The sequence below is a fragment of the Corynebacterium sp. HMSC062E11 genome (genome assembly GCF_001811845.1).
Taxonomy (GTDB): domain Bacteria; phylum Actinomycetota; class Actinomycetes; order Mycobacteriales; family Mycobacteriaceae; genus Corynebacterium; species Corynebacterium hesseae.
In genome coordinates this window covers 1-22,741 of the sequence record NZ_KV806816.1, presented here as the reverse complement: position 1 = coordinate 22,741, position 22,741 = coordinate 1, and the positions used below count along the sequence as shown (strand labels likewise).

The 22,741-nt window shown below is 61.7% G+C and carries 18 protein-coding genes; 15 read left to right on the top strand and 3 right to left on the bottom strand.

Translation table 11 applies throughout. The annotated features are described in order from the left end of the window. Window positions 1-63: 63 nt before the first annotated feature. Window positions 64-315, top strand: coding sequence for a hypothetical protein (locus HMPREF2822_RS13330; protein WP_148139630.1), 252 nt, complete (start codon window positions 64-66; stop codon window positions 313-315). A 65-nt stretch (window positions 316-380) separates the two neighbouring features. Further along, window positions 381-1,190 (top strand): carbon-nitrogen hydrolase family protein, encoded by an 810-nt coding sequence (locus HMPREF2822_RS08415; protein WP_070523632.1) that lies wholly within the window; start codon window positions 381-383, stop codon window positions 1,188-1,190. Between the two features lie 50 nt (window positions 1,191-1,240). Here HMPREF2822_RS08415 and HMPREF2822_RS08410 read toward each other — a convergent pair whose 3' ends face one another. After that, window positions 1,241-2,440, bottom strand: coding sequence for an FAD-binding oxidoreductase (locus tag HMPREF2822_RS08410; RefSeq protein WP_070523629.1), 1,200 nt, complete (start codon window positions 2,438-2,440; stop codon window positions 1,241-1,243). Between the two features lie 168 nt (window positions 2,441-2,608). Between HMPREF2822_RS08410 and HMPREF2822_RS08405 the strand changes: the two genes are divergently transcribed. From HMPREF2822_RS08405 to HMPREF2822_RS08360, 10 genes are all read left to right on the top strand, one after another. Further along, the gene (locus HMPREF2822_RS08405) at window positions 2,609-3,979 is read left to right on the top strand and encodes a sodium/glutamate symporter (RefSeq protein WP_070523626.1); all 1,371 of its coding nucleotides are present in this window, start codon (window positions 2,609-2,611) and stop codon (window positions 3,977-3,979) included. Window positions 3,980-4,182: 203 nt separating this feature from the next. After that, entirely contained in the window at window positions 4,183-5,577 is a 1,395-nt protein-coding gene (locus tag HMPREF2822_RS08400) for a TetR/AcrR family transcriptional regulator (protein WP_070523623.1), read from the top strand. Window positions 5,578-5,890: 313 nt separating this feature from the next. Next, window positions 5,891-8,452 (top strand): ATP-dependent chaperone ClpB, encoded by a 2,562-nt coding sequence (gene clpB, locus HMPREF2822_RS08395; protein ID WP_070523620.1) that lies wholly within the window; start codon window positions 5,891-5,893, stop codon window positions 8,450-8,452. Between the two features lie 86 nt (window positions 8,453-8,538). After that, a complete protein-coding gene (locus HMPREF2822_RS08390) occupies window positions 8,539-9,390 on the top strand; it encodes a sulfurtransferase (RefSeq protein ID WP_070523617.1) in 852 nt (283 codons plus the stop codon). Window positions 9,391-9,454: 64 nt separating this feature from the next. Next, the gene (locus tag HMPREF2822_RS08385) at window positions 9,455-10,720 is read left to right on the top strand and encodes a hypothetical protein (protein WP_070523614.1); all 1,266 of its coding nucleotides are present in this window, start codon (window positions 9,455-9,457) and stop codon (window positions 10,718-10,720) included. 109 nt (window positions 10,721-10,829) lie between these two features. Beyond that, on the top strand, window positions 10,830-11,375 hold the full coding sequence (pyrE, locus tag HMPREF2822_RS08380) for an orotate phosphoribosyltransferase (protein WP_070523611.1): 546 nt from the start codon (window positions 10,830-10,832) through the stop codon (window positions 11,373-11,375). Continuing rightward, the gene (locus HMPREF2822_RS08375) at window positions 11,368-12,042 is read left to right on the top strand and encodes a TrmH family RNA methyltransferase (protein WP_070523608.1); all 675 of its coding nucleotides are present in this window, start codon (window positions 11,368-11,370) and stop codon (window positions 12,040-12,042) included. Before pyrE ends, HMPREF2822_RS08375 begins: the two co-directional genes overlap by 8 nt. A 62-nt stretch (window positions 12,043-12,104) precedes the next feature. Continuing rightward, window positions 12,105-13,301 carry a glycoside hydrolase family 76 protein gene (locus HMPREF2822_RS08370; protein WP_070523604.1) on the top strand — a complete coding sequence of 399 codons (1,197 nt, stop codon included), beginning with the start codon at window positions 12,105-12,107 and terminating at the stop codon, window positions 13,299-13,301. 185 nt (window positions 13,302-13,486) lie between these two features. Beyond that, entirely contained in the window at window positions 13,487-14,521 is a 1,035-nt protein-coding gene (gene fbaA, locus HMPREF2822_RS08365) for a class II fructose-bisphosphate aldolase (RefSeq protein ID WP_070523601.1), read from the top strand. A 135-nt stretch (window positions 14,522-14,656) separates the two neighbouring features. Beyond that, a complete protein-coding gene (locus HMPREF2822_RS08360; protein ID WP_070523598.1) occupies window positions 14,657-15,877 on the top strand; it encodes an FUSC family protein in 1,221 nt (406 codons plus the stop codon). A gap of 210 nt (window positions 15,878-16,087) precedes the next feature. Here the strand turns inward: HMPREF2822_RS08360 and HMPREF2822_RS08355 are convergent, their stop codons facing one another. Further along, entirely contained in the window at window positions 16,088-17,017 is a 930-nt protein-coding gene (locus tag HMPREF2822_RS08355) for a hypothetical protein (protein WP_070523594.1), read from the bottom strand. Between the two features lie 1,045 nt (window positions 17,018-18,062). Continuing rightward, the gene (locus tag HMPREF2822_RS13860) at window positions 18,063-18,110 is read right to left on the bottom strand and encodes a hypothetical protein (RefSeq protein WP_118781210.1); all 48 of its coding nucleotides are present in this window, start codon (window positions 18,108-18,110) and stop codon (window positions 18,063-18,065) included. Window positions 18,111-18,407: 297 nt separating this feature from the next. Here HMPREF2822_RS13860 and HMPREF2822_RS08345 point away from each other — a divergent pair, with 297 nt between their 5' ends. The 3 genes from HMPREF2822_RS08345 to HMPREF2822_RS13500 all read left to right on the top strand — a co-directional run. After that, a complete protein-coding gene (locus HMPREF2822_RS08345; RefSeq protein ID WP_070523587.1) occupies window positions 18,408-19,700 on the top strand; it encodes an adenylosuccinate synthase in 1,293 nt (430 codons plus the stop codon). A 216-nt stretch (window positions 19,701-19,916) separates the two neighbouring features. Further along, entirely contained in the window at window positions 19,917-21,263 is a 1,347-nt protein-coding gene (gene purT / locus HMPREF2822_RS08340) for a formate-dependent phosphoribosylglycinamide formyltransferase (protein ID WP_070523584.1), read from the top strand. Window positions 21,264-21,833: 570 nt separating this feature from the next. Further along, the coding region (locus tag HMPREF2822_RS13500) for a hypothetical protein (RefSeq protein ID WP_198530968.1) at window positions 21,834-22,741 on the top strand (908 nt) is incomplete at its 3' end.

The window sequence follows — 22,741 nt, the reverse complement described above, 5'->3', positions numbered from 1 at the left end:
GAAGCGCCCCGGCCGCGCTCATTGCGCTCCTCCCAAACGTGAGGAAAGCTCTGCATCAAGACCGTGGGCCAACCCCACGAAATGGTCAAGCTCTTCCAATTGCGTCCTCCGAGCTTCTTCGCTGGCCCGCCGGGCGTCCTCCCATTGGGCGCCGAGGAGCGCAAGGGCGCGGGCGGTACGGGGAGGTTCCTGCAAGGACGGAAACGCGGCGGGGCAGGCATGGCCGAAGAGGTAGCGGATCTGCTCGCGGGCAGCCCGGTCAATGTCGAGGTGGTTCATAGCATCGAGACTGCGCCAGCTCTCCTATTGCCGTAAAGGGCGGCCGTCGCGATCCGCGAAATCTGTGGATAACTAGTCCGGGCTCGTCTACCGTGGGCCGCATGAAGGTAGCAGCAGTTCAATTGACCAGTACCGGAGACGTTGAGGACAACCTCGCCGCAGCCCTCGACAAGATTCGGGAAGCCGCGGACAACGGCGCGCAACTTATCGTCCTGCCGGAAGCTACCACCCAGAGCTTTGATTCCGGGCGCCTCGATACGCACGCGGAGGGTCTCGATGGCCCCACCGCCACCGCCGTGCGCGCGCTGGCAGAAGAACTCGGCGTGTACGTGGTGCTGGGAATGTTCGCCCCGGCGGATACCGTCCAACGGGGAGAGAAGACCATTAACCGCGTGGCCAACGTCGCGCTCATCGCGGGCCCCGGAGTGCTCGGCGGCTACGAAAAGATCCACACTTACGACGCCTTCAAGTACAAGGAATCCGATACCGTCCGGCCCGGTGAGTCACTTGTTGTCTTCGACGCCGGGGAGCTCACCGTGGGTGTCGCCACTTGCTATGACATCCGCTTCCCCGAGCAGTTCAAGGAGCTAGCCCGCCAGGGTGCCCAGATCATCGTCGTGCCCACCAGCTGGGCGGATGGCCCGGGCAAGTTGGAGCAGTGGCGCCTGCTCAGCGCTGCGCGCGCGCTCGATTCCACGACCTATGTTTTGGCCGCGGGTCAGGCTCGCCCCGGTGGGGAGGCGAAGGCGGGGGAGGCCTCCGGGCCGACTGGCATCGGGCACTCCGTCCTCGTGGCGCCGGATGGCACGCGCCTCGCCGAGGCTGGTTATGAGCCGGAGATCCTCTACGGCGAGGTGGACCCAGACACCGTGGCGAAGGTTCGTGAGTCCCTCCCCATTCTGGACGCCTAAGCTCCGTGTGCACGACTAAGCTCCGTGTGCACGCCTAAGCGCTTTAGCGCTTAGGCCCACTGGGACTTCTTCCATGCCGCCCAGGCCTCCCAGTCATCGCCCCACCCGTCAAGCTCCGCGGCGGAGGCCGCCCACTCGTGGCCACGCTGCCAGCTATCCGTGGTGATTGCCTCCTCCGAAACGCCACCGTCGAGCAGCGCCGCGCGCGCTAGTTCGATGCGATCGGCAGGACCGATGAGCACGAAGCGGCGGTCCGTTCCCGCCGCGAGCACCGGTTCCATCGGTTCATTGGCCACCACTGGGTTGAACCCGGCGGCCAGCGGCCGTGCTCCGAGCAGCCAGGGATCCTGCGAATCCCGAACGATGTGCCGCAGAGTGAGCTCCGGAACCAGGGCCTGCAGGTTGGCCTGAAACTCCGTTTCATAGTGCTCGCCCGGCGAGGGGGCCACGGCATAGACCTCGAGCCCGGAGGGGAGGGTGCTCCCCAGGGCGTCGAGAAGCAGCGCCCGGGCGCCTGCCCACCCGGTGCCGAAGGAAATGAGAGTGGTCTCGGAATCGAGCTGCGGTGGCTCACCGGCGGGCATGCCCAGCGTCCACCAATCGCCCGGCTGGGCCTTCGCCAGCATCGAGGAGGCCTCACCCGCCAGCGCAAGGTGGAATGTCAGCTGCCCTGAATCATCGGAGGGCGCTGCCGGGGTCAGGGGGCGCCAGGTACCGGGCGTGAGCTGCGAGGTCACCGGTACGTGTTGGCCCGCGCGGTAGTCCAGCGCCATGCCGGATTCCAGCCGGACCACAGCGGTGTTCCGGTTGGGCTTGTCCACCGCCACGACCTGGGCGCTGTGAGCAGGGGGAGTGCCGGCGGCATCCGCCTCCTGGGCGGCGCTGCGCATGATTGAACACACGCTGGAAATGGTGCGCGTTGCCACGTCGTGCTGGTGCGGCGTCAGCCCCAGCACCGTAAGCCCCTGCACCAGGGAAGCCTCGAATTTGGGATACACCTCAGGGGGGAAACCGTGGCGGCGATGATCACGCCCCATCTGCGCTAGGCGCTTGGCGACGTCCCCCCGAACCCCACCGTCCTCCACATTCTCCAGCACCCACGCCAGCGCGGGGGCCAGTGAGGGGTGCGTGTCCTTCATCGACAGGGCAAAGACTTGGCGGGATTCGGCCACGGTGGCAAAAAAGTGCCTGTGTACTGCATCGCGATAGTCCTCGGCATGGTTGCGCAGGTGCTCACCCAGTTCCCTCATGCCCGCCCATCCTAGCGCCTGGGGGTAGCGCCAAAACCCCCTAGGGTTATACGTCAGGGGTGGCAAAGCGGGGAGGGAGTTGTAGTGTAATCTACGGTTCATTTCCCGAAAGTGGGTGAGTCTCGTCTCAAGGATGCCGCGATGCGCGGCATGGAAGGAAGATCTCGCATGGAAGATTTCTCTGCGTACACAATCATGACCGACGTGGGCTGGATTTCCTTGCTCATGGTTATCGGCAACGTTTTGCGCCACCAGATCAAGTTCGTATTCCAGGACTTGCTGCTGCCTGCCCCCATCACCGCGGGCCTGCTCGGCTTGATCTTGGGGCCCAATGTCTTGGGCTGGATCGGTTTTTCCGAGAACCTCGGTGATTACACCTCACTGCTCATCGCCGTGGTCTTCGCTTCCATGGCCTTCTCCATGGAGATGGGCGGCAACATGGGCAAGGGCGCTCGCAACATGTGGGGCTATTCCACCATGATGTTCACCGGCCAGTGGGGCCTGTTCATCATCCTTGGCCTCTTGCTGTTTAAGCCTACTTTCGACACGCCCGACTGGTTCGGCATGATGCTGCCCGTTGGCTTTACCGGCGGTTTCGGTACCGCCGCGGCCGTCGGCGGTGCCTTGGAGGGTGTGGGCGCTGAGGCAGCCTCCTCGCTGGGCTTTACTTCCGCTACCGTGGGTACCTTGGCCGCCATCGTCGGCGGCATCATTGCGGGTAACTGGGGCATCCGCAAGGGCAAGGTTTCGCACGTTCCGAAGCAGCTCCCAGAGGAGCTGCGCCGCGGCTATATCTCGCGCCTGGAGGATCGCCCCTCGCTGGGCCGCGCGACGACGAACCCCTCCGCCATCGAGCCCATCACCCTCCACGTTGGCTTCATCGCCCTGACCGTGATGACCGCCTACGGCATTAACAAGGGCATCGCCTCCATCTGGGAGAACGTCTCCATCCCGCTGTTTGCCATGTCCATGGTCGTGGGCCTGCTCTTCCGCGCCGTGATGAACATGGTGGGTGCTAAGGACTACCTGGATAAGGACACGGTGAGCTCGGTCTCCGGTGCGGCGACTGACTACCTCATTGCCTTTGGTGTGGCGGCCATCGTGCCGGCAGCTGTCGCAGCCTACTGGCAGGCCCTCCTGCTGCTCTTCGTCCTGGGCACCATCTACTGCATCTTCTTCCTGATGTGGTTCCCCGCCGAGTTCTTCGGTGAGCGCTGGATTGAGCGCGGCATCTTCGGCTGGGGCTGGGCCACGGCCACCGTGGCTACCGGCATTGCGATCCTCAAGATCGTGGACCCCAAGCTCAAGTCCGGCACGCTGTCGGAGTACGGCATGGCCTACATCGGCTTCGGCCCCTTCGAGATTTCCTGGACCATCATCGCGCCGCTGTCCGTTATGTACGGCTTCACCGCTGGCTTTGGCTGGATCTCCCTGGGCATCGCGGTGGTCATCTACCTCGTGTTCAAGTTCACCGGAATGATGCCGCCGCGCGGAACCATCTTCAAGGAAGGCATCGGGCACGTCGGCTCATCGAAGTAGACGCCAAACCCTTCGCACGCAATCCCCCAGGTCGTGGCCTGGGGGATTGTTTTATTGGTAAGGGTGTGACTTGACTGAAGGAGAGCTTGTTGAACACATTGCTCTTTAACTGAAGATAGGGGTAAAATTAAGAAGTTATTAGCGTGGCGCTCGCCCAGTGTCTGCCTTTCTTCCTCTATGTGAGCGCAAACTTAGGAAGCCGTATGCATTTTCTTTATGAAGACTCACTTCGTGAGCGTGTACTCGAGTCTGCGCTTCATATCGGAGCTGCGGAGGGAGATGAAGCCATCTCCGTCGAATCCGTGGCCAAGCTGGCGGAGCTTAGTGCTGCTCAGGTGCTTGCGGAGTTTCCTGACCGCGAGGCCATCGTGCGGGCGATCCCCGAATATGTGACTGACCGCAAGGTCAAGTTTCTTGAGGAAACGCTCGATGCGGCCCCAGGCTACGCCGATCTTTTTACCAAACTGACAACTTTTACTGAGGCCTATTACGAGTACGCCGAGCGTGAGCCGGAGCTGTTTCGCTACCTCTTTGAAAAGAAGGCCTATGTCTTCGAGGACGAATGGCAGGCTCTCTTGCAGGGCAATTTGTCCTATAACCGGACCTTGGACCTGATCTATGAAACCATCGCGCTCATCGCGACGGAGGAAAAAATCCAGGTTGGAAGCGATGTGTGTTTCGAATCGGTGGCAAAGCTCAGCGTTGCTACCTTGGCCACTGTTCATGGCATGGCACACCTCAGTGTTCTCGGCGTACTGCGGCACCAACACTCGGTGGTGCGGCGCTTCAACCTGCGCGAGGTATGCAAGGCGCTCATCGGAACGCTGTTCAAGGCGGCGGAGTCGCTAGAAATGTCGAGCCTGCGTGATCCTATGCAGGATTACCGTGCGATGCTCGCCGGCTTTGTTCCGGACCGCGATCCAGCTCTCGATATCTCTGCGATTGAGGATTTACAGAAGCTTCCTGCGGAACGCGCGCGCATGGCCGTCATGGAACGCGCTATCCAGCTGGCGGCGTGCGACGGGCTGAAGGCAGTGACCATCGAGAACGTGGCCGAGTACTTCGAGGTCTCCGATGTGTTCATTGCTTCGTTGGTGGACAATGACTTCGTGCTGCGTGAATCCGTGGATCAGGAAACCGACTGTGAGCTGGAAGCCCGCAGCCTCTACCTCCTAGAGCAGCTGCCGGAGGATGCATCGGCCGTCGACAAGCTCCTGTGCGTAGCGGTGGCCTACTTCGATTACGCGGTGACCTACCCCGAACGTTATAGCGCCTGCATCGCCGCTGCCTCTGGGTCCGTGGTGCCGCTGAGTGCGGATGGCGAGGAACAGACCAAGATGGGTGTGTCCTTCGCATTGTTGATGCGTTTTGCCCGCGAAGCGCTGCGGGAGGCCGGGTACGAACCGGAGGATCGCCTGGTTTATATCAAGAACTTCACCCTGTGGGCCGGTGCTGACGGCATGTGCCACCTAGCTTCTATGGGTGAGTTCCGTGGTATCGACCTCGAGGAAAAGTGGTCCATCTATTACTTTGTGACGGGCGTGGTCCTAGCGACCTTTGCCTACGATCTTCCCGGCAAGCAGCCGCAGACTATCTAGCCCGTTTAATCGTAGATAAACGTAGATAAACACCGGCTCTTCCGTTCTGCTGAATCCAGCAGGGCAGAGGGGCCGGTTTTCTTGTGCCCACGGCGTGCCAGGATAGGCGGCGTGTCAGTAAAGGCACGCCATATCAGCGGAAAAGGGAAACTTGAGTGTGAGCCGATCAACCTGGCGTAGACATGGAAATTTAAAAAAGTTCTAGTTGAGTGGAACAGACTCAAGTTCTGTGGCGTTATAGACAGTGAAGCTTCCTTCGCCACTGTTGTTGCGGGAAGGTTTGGACAAACAGTAGAAACGGAGAAACACAACAATGAGTTCTTTTAACCCCACCACTAAAACTCAGGAGGCCCTGCAGCAAGCGCTGCAGACGGCCTCCGCCAACGGTAACCCGGACATCCGCCCGGCACACCTTTTAGCAGCCATCCTTGAGCAGAAGGACGGCATCGCCGCCCCGGTGCTCAAGGCCACCGGCGTGGATCCGGAGACGGTGCTGAAGGAGGCGCGCCAGCTTATCGACGCCCTCCCGAAGGCCGAGGGCGCCAACATGGCGAACCCGAACTTTAATCGCGACGCCCTCAACGTCCTCACCCGCGCTCAGGAGCTGGCGGGTGAGCTCGGTGATGAGTTCGTCTCCACCGAGGTCTTGCTCGCCGCTATTGCGGGCTCCAAGTCGGATGCCGCCGAGCTGCTGACCTCCCGCGGTGCCACCTATGACGCGCTCAAGGGCGCTTTCCCTTCCGTGCGCGGCGCGGCCAAGGTGACCTCGGAGAACCCCGAGGAGCAGTTCCAGGCTCTGGAGAAGTACGCCACGGACCTCACCGCCCGCGCCCGCGAGGGCAAGATTGACCCGGTGATCGGCCGCGATCAGGAGATCCGCCGCGTGGTCCAGGTGCTCAGCCGCCGCACGAAGAATAACCCGGTGCTCATCGGTGAGCCCGGCGTGGGTAAGACCGCCATCGTGGAGGGCCTAGCCCGCCGCATCGTGGCGGGTGACGTCCCGGAATCCCTCAAGGGCAAGACCCTGCTGAGCCTGGACCTCGGCTCCATGGTCGCCGGCGCGAAGTACCGCGGCGAGTTCGAGGAGCGCCTCAAGGCCGTGCTCGATGAGATTAAGGCTTCCGATGGGCAGATCATCACCTTCATCGATGAGCTGCACACCATTGTCGGCGCCGGTGCCACCGGTGAAGGCTCCATGGATGCCGGCAACATGATTAAGCCCATGCTGGCCCGCGGCGAGCTCCGCCTGGTCGGTGCTACCACTCTCGACGAGTACCGCAAGTACATCGAGAAGGACGCCGCCCTGGAGCGCCGCTTCCAGCAGGTCTACGCCGCTGAGCCTTCCGTGGAGGACACCATCGGTATCCTCCGTGGACTCAAGGAGCGCTACGAGGTGCACCACGGCGTGCGCATCCAGGACTCAGCCCTGGTCTCTGCCGCGGAGCTCTCGCACCGCTACATCACCAACCGCTTCCTGCCGGATAAGGCCATCGACTTGGTCGATGAGGCCGGCTCTCGCCTGCGCATGGAGATTGACTCCTCCCCGCAGGAGATCGATGAGCTGGAGCGCATCGTCCGCCGCCTCGAAATTGAGGAGCTGGCCCTAAAGAAGGAGTCGGACGCCGCCTCGAAGGACCGCCTGGCAGCCCTTCAGCAGGAGCTGGCCGATGAGCGCGAGAAGCTCGGCGAGCTCAAGGCCCGCTGGGCCAATGAGAAGAAGGCCATCGATGACGTGCAGACCATCAAGGAACAGCTGGAGGATCTGCGCCGCCAGGCCGAGATTGCGGAGCGCGATGGTGACCTAGCCCTGGCCTCCGAGATCAATTACGGCAAGATGCCACCGCTGGAGAAGGAGCTGGCTGCGGCCGAGGAGAAGGCGAAGCAGCAGCACAACACCATGCTCACTGAGGAGGTCACTCCGGATACCATCGCGGAGGTCGTCTCCGCTTGGACAGGCATCCCGGCCGGAAAGATGCTGCAGGGTGAGACCGAGAAGCTGCTCAACATGGAGGCCGTGTTGGGTGAGCGCGTGGTGGGCCAGAAGGAGGCCGTCACCGCGGTCTCTGACGCCGTGCGCCGCGCGCGTGCCGGTGTGGCTGACCCGAACCGCCCGACCGGTTCCTTCCTCTTCCTGGGCCCGACCGGCGTGGGTAAGACGGAGCTGGCGAAGGCTCTGGCGGACTTCCTCTTTGACGATGAATCCGCCATGGTCCGCATCGACATGTCCGAGTTCGGTGAGAAGCATTCCGTGGCCCGCCTCGTCGGTGCCCCTCCGGGATACGTTGGCTACGACGCCGGCGGCCAGCTCACCGAGGCGGTGCGACGCCGCCCGTACACGCTGGTGCTTTTCGACGAAGTCGAGAAGGCCCACCCGGACGTCTTCGACGTGCTGCTCCAGGTGCTCGATGAGGGCCGCCTGACCGATGGCCAGGGCCGTACCGTGGACTTCCGCAACACGGTCATCATCCTGACCTCGAACCTGGGTGCCGGCGGCACCAAGGAAGAGGTCATGGAGGCGGTCAAGCGCAGCTTCAAGCCGGAGTTCATCAACCGTCTCGATGATGTCGTGATGTTTGAGCCGCTGACTTCGGATTTGCTCACCGGCATCGTGGACATCCAGCTCAAGGGCTTGGCCGAGCGCCTGTCCGGCCGCCGCCTGACGCTGAACGTGTCCGACGCCGCCAAGCTGTGGCTGGCGGAGCGCGGCTACGACCCGGCCTACGGTGCCCGCCCGCTGCGCCGCCTGATCCAGCAGGCCATCGGCGACCAGCTGGCCAAGAAGCTCTTGGCCGGTGACATCGTGGACGGCGATACCGTGCACGTTGACGTCGCCGACGGCGGCGAGCACCTCGACCTAGCTGCCCGCACCGCCTAAGGCGCCGCCTAAACCGGTGAGCACGATAAGTGCTCACCGCGCTCACCGGTCGCCAGCACCCGCTCATGCCCCTATGATCTGGGGGCATGAGCATTTTGATCTCCCCTCACGAGCTGAGTGAGAAGATTTACCGCGGTGACAAGACGACCATCCTCGCTTCCCTCTGGGCCCCAGGGGAAGGCGAGGCCTTCAATCTTTTTTCTTCCCTTCACATTCCAACCGCCCAGTACGCGGACGCCGCGTCAGCCTTCGTGGGCCTGCCGGGCTCCAAGGTCGGACGCAACCCACTCCCACAGACCGAGAAGATTCAAGAGTGGATCGATCACTGGGGCCTGCGTGAGGATAGCGAGGTCGTGGTCTACGACGAAGGCCGCGGCCTCTTCGCCGGCCGCGCGTGGTGGACGCTGCGCTGGGCGGGCATCCAGAACGTCCGCATTCTCGATGGCGGCCTGTCCAACTGGCGCGCCCAGGCAATGCCCACGCTCACCGGTCCGGGCAACCTGGGCATGACCTCGAACCTTAAAGTGAAGCCGGGCTCGATGCCCACGGTCACCATCGATGAAGTCAAGGAACACAAGGGCCTGCTTCTCGACGTTCGCACGCGCAACCGCTTCGCCGGCCGCCGCGAAAACCTCGACTTGAAGGCCGGCCACATTCCGGGCGCGGTCAACCTGCCCGAGCGCCTCTTCCACACGAAGGACATCACCGTGTGGAAGTCCAAGGAAGAAATCCTGGAAATCCTTGATCAGCACGGCGTGACCAAGGAGAACGTGGACGGCGCCATCATCTACTCCGGTTCCGGCAACCACTCCGCGCTCACCATTGCCGTTCTGGAGCACGTGGGCTTTACCGGCCTGCGCCACTTCGTTGGCGGCTGGTCACAGTGGTCGGCCAACCCGAAGAATCCCGTGGAGCGCGGGGACCGCGAGCACGTCTAGAATCCTCGCGTGACCAGCGTGCCAGCGCCTATCGGGCGCGCCGGGCGATTAGAGTCGGTCAGTGATGCCTTTCGTACTCTTATCCCTCGCCGCCCTCGCGCTCGCAGCTGGTCTCATCGTGCTCTGGTTGGATCAGCGCCAGCGCGCCGCGCACTCCGCCGGTGATGCAGCGACCGACACCCTCACCGATACAGGCGCCTCTGCCGACGTTATTGCCACCGATTCTGCCGACGGCGCAGCCGAGGCCGTGGCCCCTGAAGCCGCCGAGCCTGAACCCGCTGAGCCCGAAGCAACCGCAGAGGCCTACCCAGAGCCCGAGGCCGAACCTGTGCTCGCCGAAGAACCCGAGCCCACAGTAGAGCCCGCCATCGCATCCGAGCCGGAGACCACCCCAGAGCCTGAGGCAGAGCCGGCCGTAGAAGCAAGCGCAGAACCGGCACCAGCGCACAGCTTTGCCGAGCGCGCAGAGCGCGCCAGGCACCTCGTGCCGGGCAGCGCCCGCCGCGAGCGCAAGGCCTTTGGCCAGCAGCGCGGCTGGGAATACATCAAGCACGATTCCTACCTGGCCGATGAGTGGACCCGCGGCGCCGCCGCCCGCGGCCAGGAGCCCCGGGATATCGTAGCCGGAAGCGTCCGCGGCCATGAGACGCTGCTCTTCGACATCGGCGCTATCCCCGTCATGGCCATGCGCACCGGCGCGGCCTCCGACGTTGTGGTGGATTTCCGCCGAGCAGGCGAGGAAGCGGAGAACCATTCTGAGGATCTGGTGTACGTGCGTGAGGAGGAAGGCTTCGAGGTCTTCGCCACCGATGCCGGGGTGGGACAACGCCTCATCGATGCCCGCGTCACCGACGCGCTGAGCCGTCTTCCCGCCGCGGTAACCGCCGTGTGGATGGAGGGGGAGTGGGTGCTTGCCCAGACCACCCGGCAGGCACGCAGTGCCGAGTGGGAAGCACTGCTCGAACCGCTGTCTTTGCTCGCCGATTCCGCCCGCGTGCTCCCACCGCGCTCCGAGGCTGCCCAAGTGCTGCGCGTTGATGAGCTCGACCCGAGCCGCGATATCCCGGAGCCCCCGCAACCGGAGCCGACCGGGCCCACGGCAGTTCCGGATCGTGATGATTCCCTCGATACCCCGACCATCCAGCGCCCCACCGAGCCGGTGGTCATGCCGAGCCGCACTACCAGCGAGGCTCGTGGCACCATCGACCATTCCAGCTTGGGTGCGGACGAGGTGGACGCGATTGCCGACGGCCACGAACACCCCGCCCCCGAAAACAACCAGGCCCGCCTCCCACGCCGTTTCGACGGCGGCTCCTCCATCTTCGACTAGGCCCGCCAACCCGGCACCAGCACTAGTCGCGGGCAAGCGTGCGGCAAGAGGGTAAACTACAGGGCGGATTTTTCAAGGCTATAAAGCCACAGACTTTAAGGAGCGAGCGATGAGCCTGGATCAGCAGAAGAAGCAACGCCTAGCAGAGCTGGTGAAGGAGCTGGCCGTCGTCCACGGCAAAGTCACGTTGTCCTCCGGCAAGGAGGCCGATTACTACGTGGATCTGCGCCGCGCCACCCTGCAGCACGAGGCCTCGCGGCTTATCGGCGCGCTGCTGCGTGAGCTCACCGCCGACTGGGATTACGCCGCCGCCGGCGGTCTGACCATGGGCGCGGACCCGGTCGGGTTGGCCATCATGCACGCTGACGGTCGCGATATCGATGCCTTCGTCGTCCGCAAGGAAGCCAAGAAGCACGGCATGCAGCGCCAGATCGAGGGCTTTAACGTTGAGGGCCAGAAGGTGCTCGTCGTCGAGGACACCACCACGACCGGCAACTCCCCACTGACCGCGGTGAAGGCGCTGCGCAAGGCGGGCGCTGAGGTCGTCGGCGTGGCCACCGTGGTGGATCGCAACACCGGCGCTGGCGATGCCATCGCCGCCGAGGGCTTGGAGTACCGCTACCTGTTGGGTCTTGAGGACCTCGGCCTTGCCTAAGCCTGAGGACGAAGCGGAAGCCAAGGGCCCTACCGAATGGAATGAGGGCCGCCACGGCGTCGGCCCTTGGGAGGGCCCGATCCCGCAGGGCCCGGAGGCGGAGAAGTACGATCCCGAGCTGCTCGCGGAAGGGGATCGTCGCAACGTCGTCGACGCCTACCGCTACTGGACGCGCGAGGCGATCCGGGAGGACATCGATAAGCGCCGGCACGCCCTGCACATCGCCATCGAGAACTTCGAGAACGATTCCAACATCGGCACCGTGGTGCGCACCGCCAACGCCTTTGCTGTCGACACCGTCCACATCGTGGGCCGGCGCCGCTGGAACCGGCGCGGCGCCATGGTGACTGACAGGTACCAGCACCTCATGCACCACGCGAACGTCAGCGATCTGATGGCCTGGGCCGCCGACCAAGGCCTCACCGTCGTGGCCATCGATAACACCCCCGGGTGCGTTCCACTGGAGACCGCGGAATTGCCCGAGCGCTGCCTGCTCCTCTTCGGGCAGGAGGGGCCCGGGGTGAGCCCGGAGGCACAAGATGCGGCGCTGATGACCTGTTCCATCGCGCAATTTGGTTCGACTCGCTCCATCAACGCGGGCGTGGCCGCAGGCATCGCCATGCATGCGTGGATTCGCCAGCATGCGGATTTATCAAAAGCTTGGTGAGATCCCGCGCACTGTGTTTACATCTAGGTAACGAATTCACATTTAAGAATGATGAGACAACAGTGTTAGAGAAATGGTCCCACCGCGCTGACCTCGCGGAGACAGCCATCAATGAGCGCCACGCGCAAGCCGTGTGGGGCTTGCCTCGTACCAACCTTGCCGTGGTGAGTTGGCCACCCACCACCAAAGAATCGCTCTTTGTGCACTGGCATTATTGGTGGCAGGCGCACTATTTGGACTGTCTTGTCGACGCCGCCTTGCGCAAGAACACCAAGGCCCGCCGCGCGCGCATTTCCGATACCATCCGCGGCATCCACGTGCGCAACCTCCGCGCGCTGACGAAGAACCGCTACTACGACGACAAGGCCTGGATGGCCCTGGCTATTTCCCGTGCCGGTGAACTGAAGAAGCAGCGCCCCTACAAGAAGTTGGGCACCCTGCAGCACAACATCCGCGATGGCATCGATTCCCAGGTGGGCGTGCTGCCGTGGCGCGAGGGCGAGACCTTCCTCAACGTTCCTTCCAACGGGCCGGGCGCTATCATGCTCGCCCGCATGGGGCGCGTGGATGAGGCCCGCCACATCGTGGACTGGATCTACGATCACCTCATCGATGACGATGGCTTCGTCATGGACGGCATCCGCATGCGCATGGACGGGCAGGAAATCGTCCGCAATATCCACCCCTACTGCCAGGGCGTGGTGCTCGGTGCTTGCTTGGAGATTGTGCTGGCGCTGCGGAAGCAGACGGGCCTGCGCTCCGTGGAGGACATCGACACCATTCATGAGGCCGAGCTCGCCGCGGACATGATGGACTACACCACCCGGATCCGCGGCCTCGTCCAGGCAGTAGCCACGGGAATGGCAACGTATACGGGTGTCATTGATTGGCAGACTGGCGACGGCGACGGTGGCCTCTTCAAAGGCATCCTTGCCCGCTACCTGGCTGACGTGGCGGTGCGCCTGCCGGGTGATTCCCCGGCTAACCGCGCGACGAAGAAGCTGGCCGCGCGGCTGGTGACGGCCTCGGCGGAATCCGTCTGGGAACACCGCCTAGAGGTGGACGGCTTGCCCATTTTCGGCTCCGACTGGACCGCGGATGCGAAACTGCCCCACAACTACGGTTTTGGGCCTTCCTCCTTGGGTCAGAAGGTGGGCATTATCCGCGTGGCTGAGCGCGATTTGTCCGTTCAATTGTCCGGTTGGATGTTGTTGGAAGCCTGCACCCGAATTGTGAAGTACAAGTCAGAATCCGCCTGACGGCAGAATATGCCCAGCTCAAGGGGGCGTTTAAACCCGTGGGAGCCGGGGTTTAAGTGAGGTCACACCGCTTCTCGCGGCGGAAAACCACAATAACAGGCATACTTGGATGTTGGAACGTGTTGTTTCGCTGGTTTGTGAGACGGCACGGCTTACTGCACAGCAACTCCAAAGGATGGAATTTCATGCCTATTGCAACCCCTGAGGTTTATAACCAGATGCTGGATACCGCCAAGAAGGGCGGCTTCGCATTCCCGGCAATTAACTGCACCTCCTCCGAAACCATCAACGCCGCACTCCGCGGCTTCGCCGAGGCTGAGTCCGACGGCATCATCCAGTTCTCCACCGGCGGCGCCGAGTTCGGTTCCGGCCTGTCCGTGAAGAACAAGGTTGCCGGCGCCAAGGCACTGGCTGCCTTCGCTCACGAGGCTGCAAAGCACTACGGCATTAACGTTGCGCTGCACACTGACCACTGCCAGAAGGAAGTCCTGGATGAGTACGTGCGCCCGCTGATCGCCTTCTCCCAGGAGCGCGTTGACCGCGGCGAGCTTCCGCTCTTCCAGTCCCACATGTGGGATGGCTCCGCTATCCCGATCGATGAGAACCTCGTGATTGCCCAGGAGCTCCTCGAGAAGGCCCACAACGCCAACATCATCCTCGAGGTTGAGATTGGCGTCGTCGGCGGTGAAGAGGACGGTGTTCAGGCCAAGGCTGGCGCAAACCTCTACACCTCCCCGGAGGACTTCGAGAAGACCGTCGATGCCCTCGGCACCGGCGAGAAGGGCCGCTACCTGCTGGCCGCTACCTTCGGCAACGTCCACGGCGTCTACAAGCCGGGCAACGTGAAGCTGCGCCCGGAGGTCCTGGATGAGGGCCAGAAGACCGTCGTGAAGAAGCTCGGCCTGGAAGAAGGCTCCCAGCCCTTCGACTTCGTCTTCCACGGCGGCTCCGGCTCCGAGAAGGAGAAGATTGAGCAGGCTCTGGGCTACGGCGTTGTCAAGATGAACGTGGACACCGACACCCAGTACGCCTTCACCAACCCGGTTGCCCGCCACATGTTTGCTAACTACGACGGCGTCTTCAAGATCGACGGCGAGGTTGGTAACAAGAAGGTCTACGACCCGCGCTCCTACATGAAGAAGGCTGAGCAGGGCATGGCTGACCGCGTGGTTGAGGCCTGCACCGACCTGCACTCCGTGGGCAAGACCGTTTCTAAGTAAACCAACGTCCAGCTGACGTCGGCTCCTCCTGGACGCCGTGCTGATTCAGCACATCTCAACAAGCCACCCTTCGCCCTCGAGGGGTGGCTTTTGCATACCCAACCCCATCATCAGAACGCGTAAAATGCCGGAATCATGGAAGCGCAAGAGTCATCGTCGAATTCGTCACCGGGAGCCAAACGCGTCCGCAGGACTACCCGCGAGCAGCTGCGGTTGGTGGATAAATCTCTGAAGTCGCGCTTCACGCGTATTCGCAACCGCCTGGTGTTCATGATTCAGAGCACCCTCGGTGCCGGTTTGGCGTTCTATGTTGCGCATGACTTTTTCGGCCACGAGCAGCCCTTCTTTGCCCCGATGGCCGTCATCATCATCCTCGGCCTTTCGGGCAGTGATCGCCTCAAGCGCGCCGTCGACATGTCCATCGGCGGCATCGTGGGCGTGCTGGTGGGCACGCTGCTTGTCGACGCCCTCGGGACCGGCCCCATCCACATGACCATCATCATCGGTCTGGCGCTGGTGATCGGCTCCTTCGTCACGGGCTCGCAGATGGTGAGCAACCAGATCGTCATCGCCGCCATCCTTATCGCCACCATTCTTCCGCCGGAAGATATGGGCGGGCTCTCCCGCGCCATCGACGCCATCATCGGCGCGGTTATCGGCCTCACGATGATTGTGCTGATTCCCTCCTCACCCCTGCGGGCGGGCCGTTCTGAAGTCTCGAAGGTCTTGGGCATTACGGCCTCGGTTCTCTCCGATGTCTCCAGGGGCCTTGCGGACAATGATCCCGAAACCATCATGGAGGCCCGCGATGCCGTGCGCGGCACGCAAGATGACATCAACAACATGCTCAACGCCACCAAAGGCGGCGCGGAGACCGCAAAGCTCTCGCCCTTCCTGTGGAGCTCGCAGCGCAACGTCCGCTCGCTGGAGCGCATCCTCACGCCCGTCGATAACGTGGTCCGCGGCACCCGCGTGCTGTCCCGCCGCGCCCTCGTGCTCGCCGAGGACGGCGACCAGGCCACTGCCGAGCAAGTGGAGCTTATCGACGAGCTAGCCGAAATCACGATGGAGCTCTCCGACCTCTATACCCACCAAACTGCGCATGAGCGCCGCGTGGATGAGGCGCATGCCATTCCGGAGATAGTCAAACGCCTGCGCCAGCTGGCTGCGCGCTGCTCGATGGACGTCGCCGGCGAGGAAGCAGTGCTCTCCGCCTATGCTGTGCTGGCTCAGACCCGCTCCGTCATCGTGGACCTGCTCATGGTGTGCGGCATGTCGCGTGAGTCCGCCGTGGCGCAGCTGGTACCCACCTCGAAGCACCCGGCCTACCCGCCGGAGGTGCGGGAAGAGGACTAGGGCTAAAAGGTCACGCCTCAGCTGCACAAAACTGGGGTATGTGTGCGCTTCCAACCAGCTTCGTAGGGAACACGGGGGAGTGGTAGAGTCTTCCGCAGACCGCCTAGGTGCATTGCACAATGCGCATGCGGTGAGGATTCGGTTTCGAGCCTAGCGCCGAAAAGGTAATGCTGGCCGAATCCTTCTTTCGTTTTCCTTCAACCGCGAGAATTAGGGCCGGACTATCTGTAGGTCCCGCAGGTGACGGTAGAACGTCACGCGCTTGACCGGCCTCTTGGCGCGGACTCCATCGACGCTGACGCTGAGCGCCGGCCCCCCTGCCTGTACCGCCCGGCCCTGCACGACGCTGGATGGGTCGAGCTGCCCTGGTTGGGCAGGCTTGCGCATGCGGGCGAAGAGCCCACGGCGCGGCGCTGCGTCCGCCTCAAAACTTGCCACCGCCTTCGCCGCCACGATGCCCGGCGCATCCGTCATCGGCACGAGCTTCGCACCGAAGACATCCTTCTCGCGGTCTGCGCGCAGCAGCACGGCATCGTCAACGATGATCTCACCGGTGATCTCCTCGTTCGACCACTCCGCAATCGTTGCCGAACCCGCCACGGCGAGGCCCGCATCATTGCGGATGAGCGGCGCCGGCTTGACGGGTGCGGTCATGGCAAAGGAGAGCGCGTCCTCCATCACTGCTCCCTGGTCGCCGAGACCCTGGCGGCCCTGGCCCGTTTCGCTAGCTTTTAAGCCCCAATTCATCGCCGCGGTGGAGTGCTCCCCAGTTGGGACATAGCCCACCTCGGCCCACAGGTAGTCAGCCCGCATCATGCGGGTCAGCACGGCACTCAGCGCGGCATCGCTGCCAATGACGACGACGCGCAGTGGCTCACGCAGGAACGGCGCTTGGGGCGCTGGCCCTGGTGCGCCGAGGTGGCTCACGTCCGGCTGTGCGGCAATTTCATCCAGCGATGGGGTGGGGTCCTCCGGGAGAATCTCACTGGCCAGGGCATCAATAGCCTTCAACTCCTGCCGGCTGGGAACCTCTGCGAAGCGGAAGTGCTCGACGCGCATTCCGCGCTGTGAGGCCTCGACGAGGGCAGTGGTATGGGCGTCGGTGAAGTGGCCGCCGCAGTCTACAAGCGCACAGATCATACAAGAAGCATAGAAGCGTGGAAAGAGCTTCGCTAAAAAGCGCCGCCAACAGCGCGCAAACAGCGGTGCTTTCCCCGGAAAAGTAGTGCACATCACAGCGCGTCAGTAGGCTCCAAGGCAACGCCCAACTTCTTAGCAATCAATTCTTAAGCCCCTAACAGCCGGAGGTAAGCACCATGTCCACTCGCATGACAACTCTTGCACTTGTATCCACCGCCGGGCTTCTGATGAGCTCGTGCAGCCTCATCGGCGGTGCACTGACGGAAGTCGAGGAGCCAGCATTCACCGAGGCTGCCGCCGAGTCCACGACGAGTTCGGCGGCGCCTACTTCGTCGAAGGCCACGTCGACATCGAGCAGCACGTCCTCCTCGAGCACCAACGCTGACTGCGACGAGAATAAAGAACTCGAGGACACCGAGCTGAGCAAGGTCCTCGAGAATAAAGAAGCCTATGTGAAGGGCTCGACCGAGAAATTTGAAGACGTGAGCGTCAGTGAAGATGAATACGACGCTTGCAAGTTCCTCAGCTACGCGGTGCTGGAGGGCGAGTTTGATGGGGAGGACGTCAAGGTTCCTGTCTTCTTCGTCAACGGTGAGGTCTATGACGAGGATGCCCTCTACATCACGTCAACGTCCTTCGAGGTGGAGGAAGACGGCGAAGGCTACACTTTTGAGTCCAAGACTGAAGGCGACGTCGTTGGCGTCGAAGGAAAGGCATACAAACGCCCAGGAACCGAGGCGCCGTCCATGGAAACCTCCTTCGACGGCGTGGATTCGGACATCTTCTTCATCGACGTGGATTCGGAACCAACCGAGTCCGCGGATTTGGCTAAGGATGAAGAAGACCTCCGCGGCGAAGAGCTCTTCACCATCTCCGCCGATGGCTGGAACATGGTCTGCGGCATCATTGAAGAAAACAACGCCATTGATTGTGCGCATGGCGACGGCGGGACTTGGTCCATCAAAGGTGGTAAGACCCCAATGCCGGAGGGTATGGAATTCAACCTGGTGACCTTCCTGCCTCTAGAGGGCAGTACTGAGTTCACTCAGTATGACGATGAAATCCCAACTAACGGCACAAAGATCGAGGGCAACGGGCTCTACCGAATCGGCATCGGTGATGTTGAAGCCCAAATCGCTGTTGTCGATGACGGCATCATCGTCAGCACCCCGGACAAGTCGCGGTTGATGTTTACCAATGACACCATCTACTTCGATGAGGAGGGCTCAGGCGACGGCAGCACCGACGATGAAAACACCGAAAACGTCTAGCCCACCCGTACCGACACCGCATCAATTCCTGATGACCATGTCACAAACCCACCGTCGTACCGCCATGCCGGGTAAAGTAGGTGCGTATTTGACTTCAATAAATAGGAAGTGACACCAACATGGCAGCGATCGTCATCGTCGGCGCCCAGTGGGGCGATGAAGGCAAGGGCAAGGCTACCGACATCCTCGGCGGCAAGGTCGATTACGTAGTGAAGCCCAACGGCGGTAACAATGCCGGCCACACCGTCGTGGTCGGCGGCGAGAAGTATGAGCTGAAGCTCCTTCCCGCCGGCATTCTTTCTGAAAACGCCACCCCGGTCCTGGGCAACGGCGTGGTCATTAACTTGGAGGCCCTGTTCGATGAGATCGATGGCCTCGAAGCCCGCGGCGCTAACGCTTCGCGCCTCAAGATTTCCGCCAACGCGCACCTCGTGGCGCCCTACCACCAGACCCTGGACCGCGTGCAGGAGCGCTTCTTGGGCAAGCGCGCTATCGGTACCACCGGCCGTGGCATCGGTCCTGTCTACGCCGACAAGGTTGCCCGCATCGGCATCCGCGTGCAGGACATTTTTGATGAGTCCATCCTGCGCCAGAAGGTCGAGTCCGCCCTGGACATTAAGAACCAGATGCTGGTGAAGATGTACAACCGCAAGGCTATCGATCCGGAGCAGGTTGTGGAGTACTTCCTGAGCTACCGCGATCGCCTGCGCCCGATGGTCATTGAGGCCGAACTGGAGCTGAACCAAGCCCTGGATGCCGGCAAGCACGTCCTCATGGAGGGCGGTCAGGCGACCATGCTGGATGTTGACCACGGAACCTACCCCTTCGTGACCTCCTCGAACCCGTCGGCCGGCGGTGCCTCGGTCGGCTCCGGCATTGGTCCTACGCGCATTAAGACTTCCCTGGGCATCATCAAGGCCTACACCACCCGCGTGGGCGCTGGTCCTTTCCCCACTGAGCTCTTTGACAAGTGGGGCGAGTACCTGCAGACCACCGGCGGCGAAATCGGCGTCAACACCGGCCGCAAGCGCCGCTGCGGTTGGTACGACTCCGTGGTGGCTCGCTACGCCACCCGCGTCAACGGTTTCACGGACTACTTCCTGACCAAGCTGGACGTGCTCACCGGCATCGGTGAGATCCCCATCTGCGTGGCCTATGACGTTGACGGCAAGCGCTACGACGAGATGCCGCTGACCCAGTCTGAGTTCCACCACGCGGAGCCCATCTTTGAGACCATGCCGGCTTGGGACGAGGACATCACTGACTGCAAGACTTTTGAGGACCTCCCGCAGAAGGCTCAGGATTACGTCCTGCGTCTGGAGGAGCTCTCCGGCTGCCGCATCTCCTACATCGGTGTCGGCCCTGGCCGCGACCAGACCATCGTGCGCCACGACGTCATGCAGGACCAGTAAGGCGCCGGCCAGTCCAAGACGAACGAACCTCAGGCACCGCCTAACGGTGACGGTGCCGCGCAACAACCGCCCAGCTTCTCCCGTGTCACCGTGCACATGGCTATAGGAACCACCGCACGGGAGAGGCGGGGCGGTTTAATGCCTCTAATGCCTCTGAAGGGGGTTTGGGGGACGTCGCCAAGCAATGCAGCACCAGAAGTGTGCGATAATTCGAGAATGACTACCGTAGGCGACATCGCAGGCCACATCGGAACCCCTCTGACGGGAAACGCCACCAAGGTGCTTCTTTTGGGGGCGGGAGAGCTGGGCAAGCAGCTGGTAATTGCCTTTCAGAACTTAGGGCTGGAGGTCCACGCCGTGGACCGCTACGCAGGAGCCCCCGCGCAGCAGCTTGCGCACTTTAGCTACATCGCAGACATCAGGGACCCGCACAAGGTGTGGGAGCTTACAGAGCGCATCAAACCGGACTATGTGGTCCCGGAAGTGGAGACCGTCGCGGTGGAGGCGCTGAAGCGTATCGAGGAATTCGGCACCACCGTCGTGCCGACGGCGCGGGCCTGTGAGCTAACACAGTGCCGCGAGAGCGTGCGTGAGGTGGCTGAGAGCATCGGCCTGCCCGTAACGGCCTATCGTTTTGCTGAGTCCGCTGAGGAGCTGAAAGAGGCGGTGGGGGAGTTGGGACTGCCGTGCATCGTGAAGCCGGATATTACGACTTCCGGCAAGGGGCACGTCCTTCTTAAGGAAGAAGAGGATGTGGAAGAAGCCTGGGCCATGGTGCGCCACGTGTCCTCCGATAATAAGCGCGTGGTGGTGGAGCGCTTCGTTGACTTTGATTATGAGGTCACGCTGCTTGCTGTGCGTTCCATTGACCCGGCTACGGGCAAGATGGCGACGTGGTTCAGTGAGCCTATTGGCCACCGGCACGAGAACGGTGACTTGGTGGAGTCCTGGCAGCCCATGGCGATGAGTGAGGACGCCCTGGCGAACGCACGCTCCGTTGCGGCGCGTATCTCTAATGAGTTGGGCGGGCGCGGCGTTTACGGCGTTGAGCTCTTCGTGGCGGGCGATGAGGTGTACTTCTCCTCCGTCTCACCGCGTCCTTTGGACACCGCCATGCTGACCGGATACACACAGCGCTTCTCTGAGTTCGAGCTTCATGTCCGCGCGATCTTGGGCTTCCCCATTGACGTGACGATGGTCAGCCCCGGTGCTGCGGTCATCCTGCACGCGGACGCCGAGCTTGATGACGTCTCCTTCTCCGGCCTCGACACCGCCCTATCCTATGAAGAGACCGACGTGCGCTTGTTTGGCAAGCCTTGGGCCTACGCCGGCCGCCGCATGGGCATGGTGGCTACGACCGCCGAGGACGTTGAGACCGCCCGCGACAGGGCAGCGCTCGCGGCCGGGAAGATTACTGTTGGGCCGAATGCTGATAAAACCGTCCACGGTGACTCACAGCCCGTGGAGCCGACTGCCAATGCCGTCTCCGACATTGAGCTGATTGAGGTGCCGGAGCCGGTTGTCGACGTCGACCCGAAACTCATCCGCTCCACCGACGATTAAAGAAACAGTGACGTTATAACTTAAGGGGGATGGTACCCTACGCCTTGACGGGGGAATGGGGTACTGAATGTGATTGAAGTGGCCGTGTGTTACGTATGGCCACTTCTGCGCATTTCTGGGGGCTACTTGTCGGCGGGCCAGAGTGATGCGTGCGAGCCATCTTCCGCCGGGGAAGCCGGTTAGCGCGACGCCGCCTTAAGGAAACGCTTATGCAGAAACTTAAGAAACCTTAAATGAGGGAATCTAAGAAAATATGGGTTATATGCTATGTCAACATTTAGGGGAACGTATTGGCGAAAAGCGGCCTAAAGGTCAAGCGCACAGCACGTTCTACCTGCTGAAATATCGCCATGTGGGGGTATAAGGAAAAGTTATGCAGCAATCAACTATCTTGCGGCTAGCTGTGAGTGATGATAGTATCCTGAGTGGACTATAAGAGTACGTGAGATTCTTAAGGAGAATCGCCGGTCAGGGTGTAAAAACCTACGTCCAGATTTCAGATTGTCTCAGCGGAAACTTACTGCTGTGCAAAGCAACTTGTAGACATTCATATCATTCGAAGAGGAAACGATGAGTAAATTAAGGAATATCTCCAGAGAGGGGTGGATGGTCCTTACTGCTGTTTTCACAGCAATAGCAGTGATTGCGGCCATGGTCACCGTTCCCTGGACGAAGGCCGGTGCGGCTGAGCCGACCGACTTCAAGCCGAATATGACTATGGGTGAAAAGACTGACGATCCCGTTACTGATACATCTTGGGGACCGCTGGTGTGGGCCGGAAAACCGGCTAGTACTTACTATCACAAAGGAAACAAGGCCAACAATGTAGGCTGGGCATGGTGTATCGATGCTACTGCTTCGATTCCGATGCAGAATAATAGTAAATATGATGCTTCAACTGCGGTAAAGGCTCCGATTCCCGAGGAGTTCCGGGATGCCGCTATCAATGTAGCTATGAAGCAGCAGGATGCACTCAAGCGAAACGATAAGGCCGCTGTGCGAACCTACGCGGTATATCTGGCTGCGCTTCTTGGTTCTAATTCGCTTCACCGGAAGGTTGCAGCTCTGACCATTACCGGTGATGACTACAAATACAACGAACCATTTGGGAATGAGTGGTATCCGTACTTCAAGAATGATGGCGGAAGTGCAGAAGAGTTTAAACAGCTTACTGGCTTCGAGATAAAGACCACAAGAAACAGTGATGGATTTGCTGTCGAATTTGTTCGTGATCCATCCGTGATGGTTCCAAAGGCTCCTGAGGGCGCTTACATCACCATTATTGGACCTGATGGGAAGCCAGGGGGAGATCCCCACGGTCAGCGAGTTATGCCGCCGGATCAACCTGGTCTTCCAGACGATGAGTCTGTAGAGCCGTCGATCGGAACTCAGGCTAAGTTTGCTGAGGGTTCGACTCAGGTTGTTGCTGGGGCAAAGGTTGAGGACACGGTGACCTATGAGGGTCTGGTTCCGGGTAA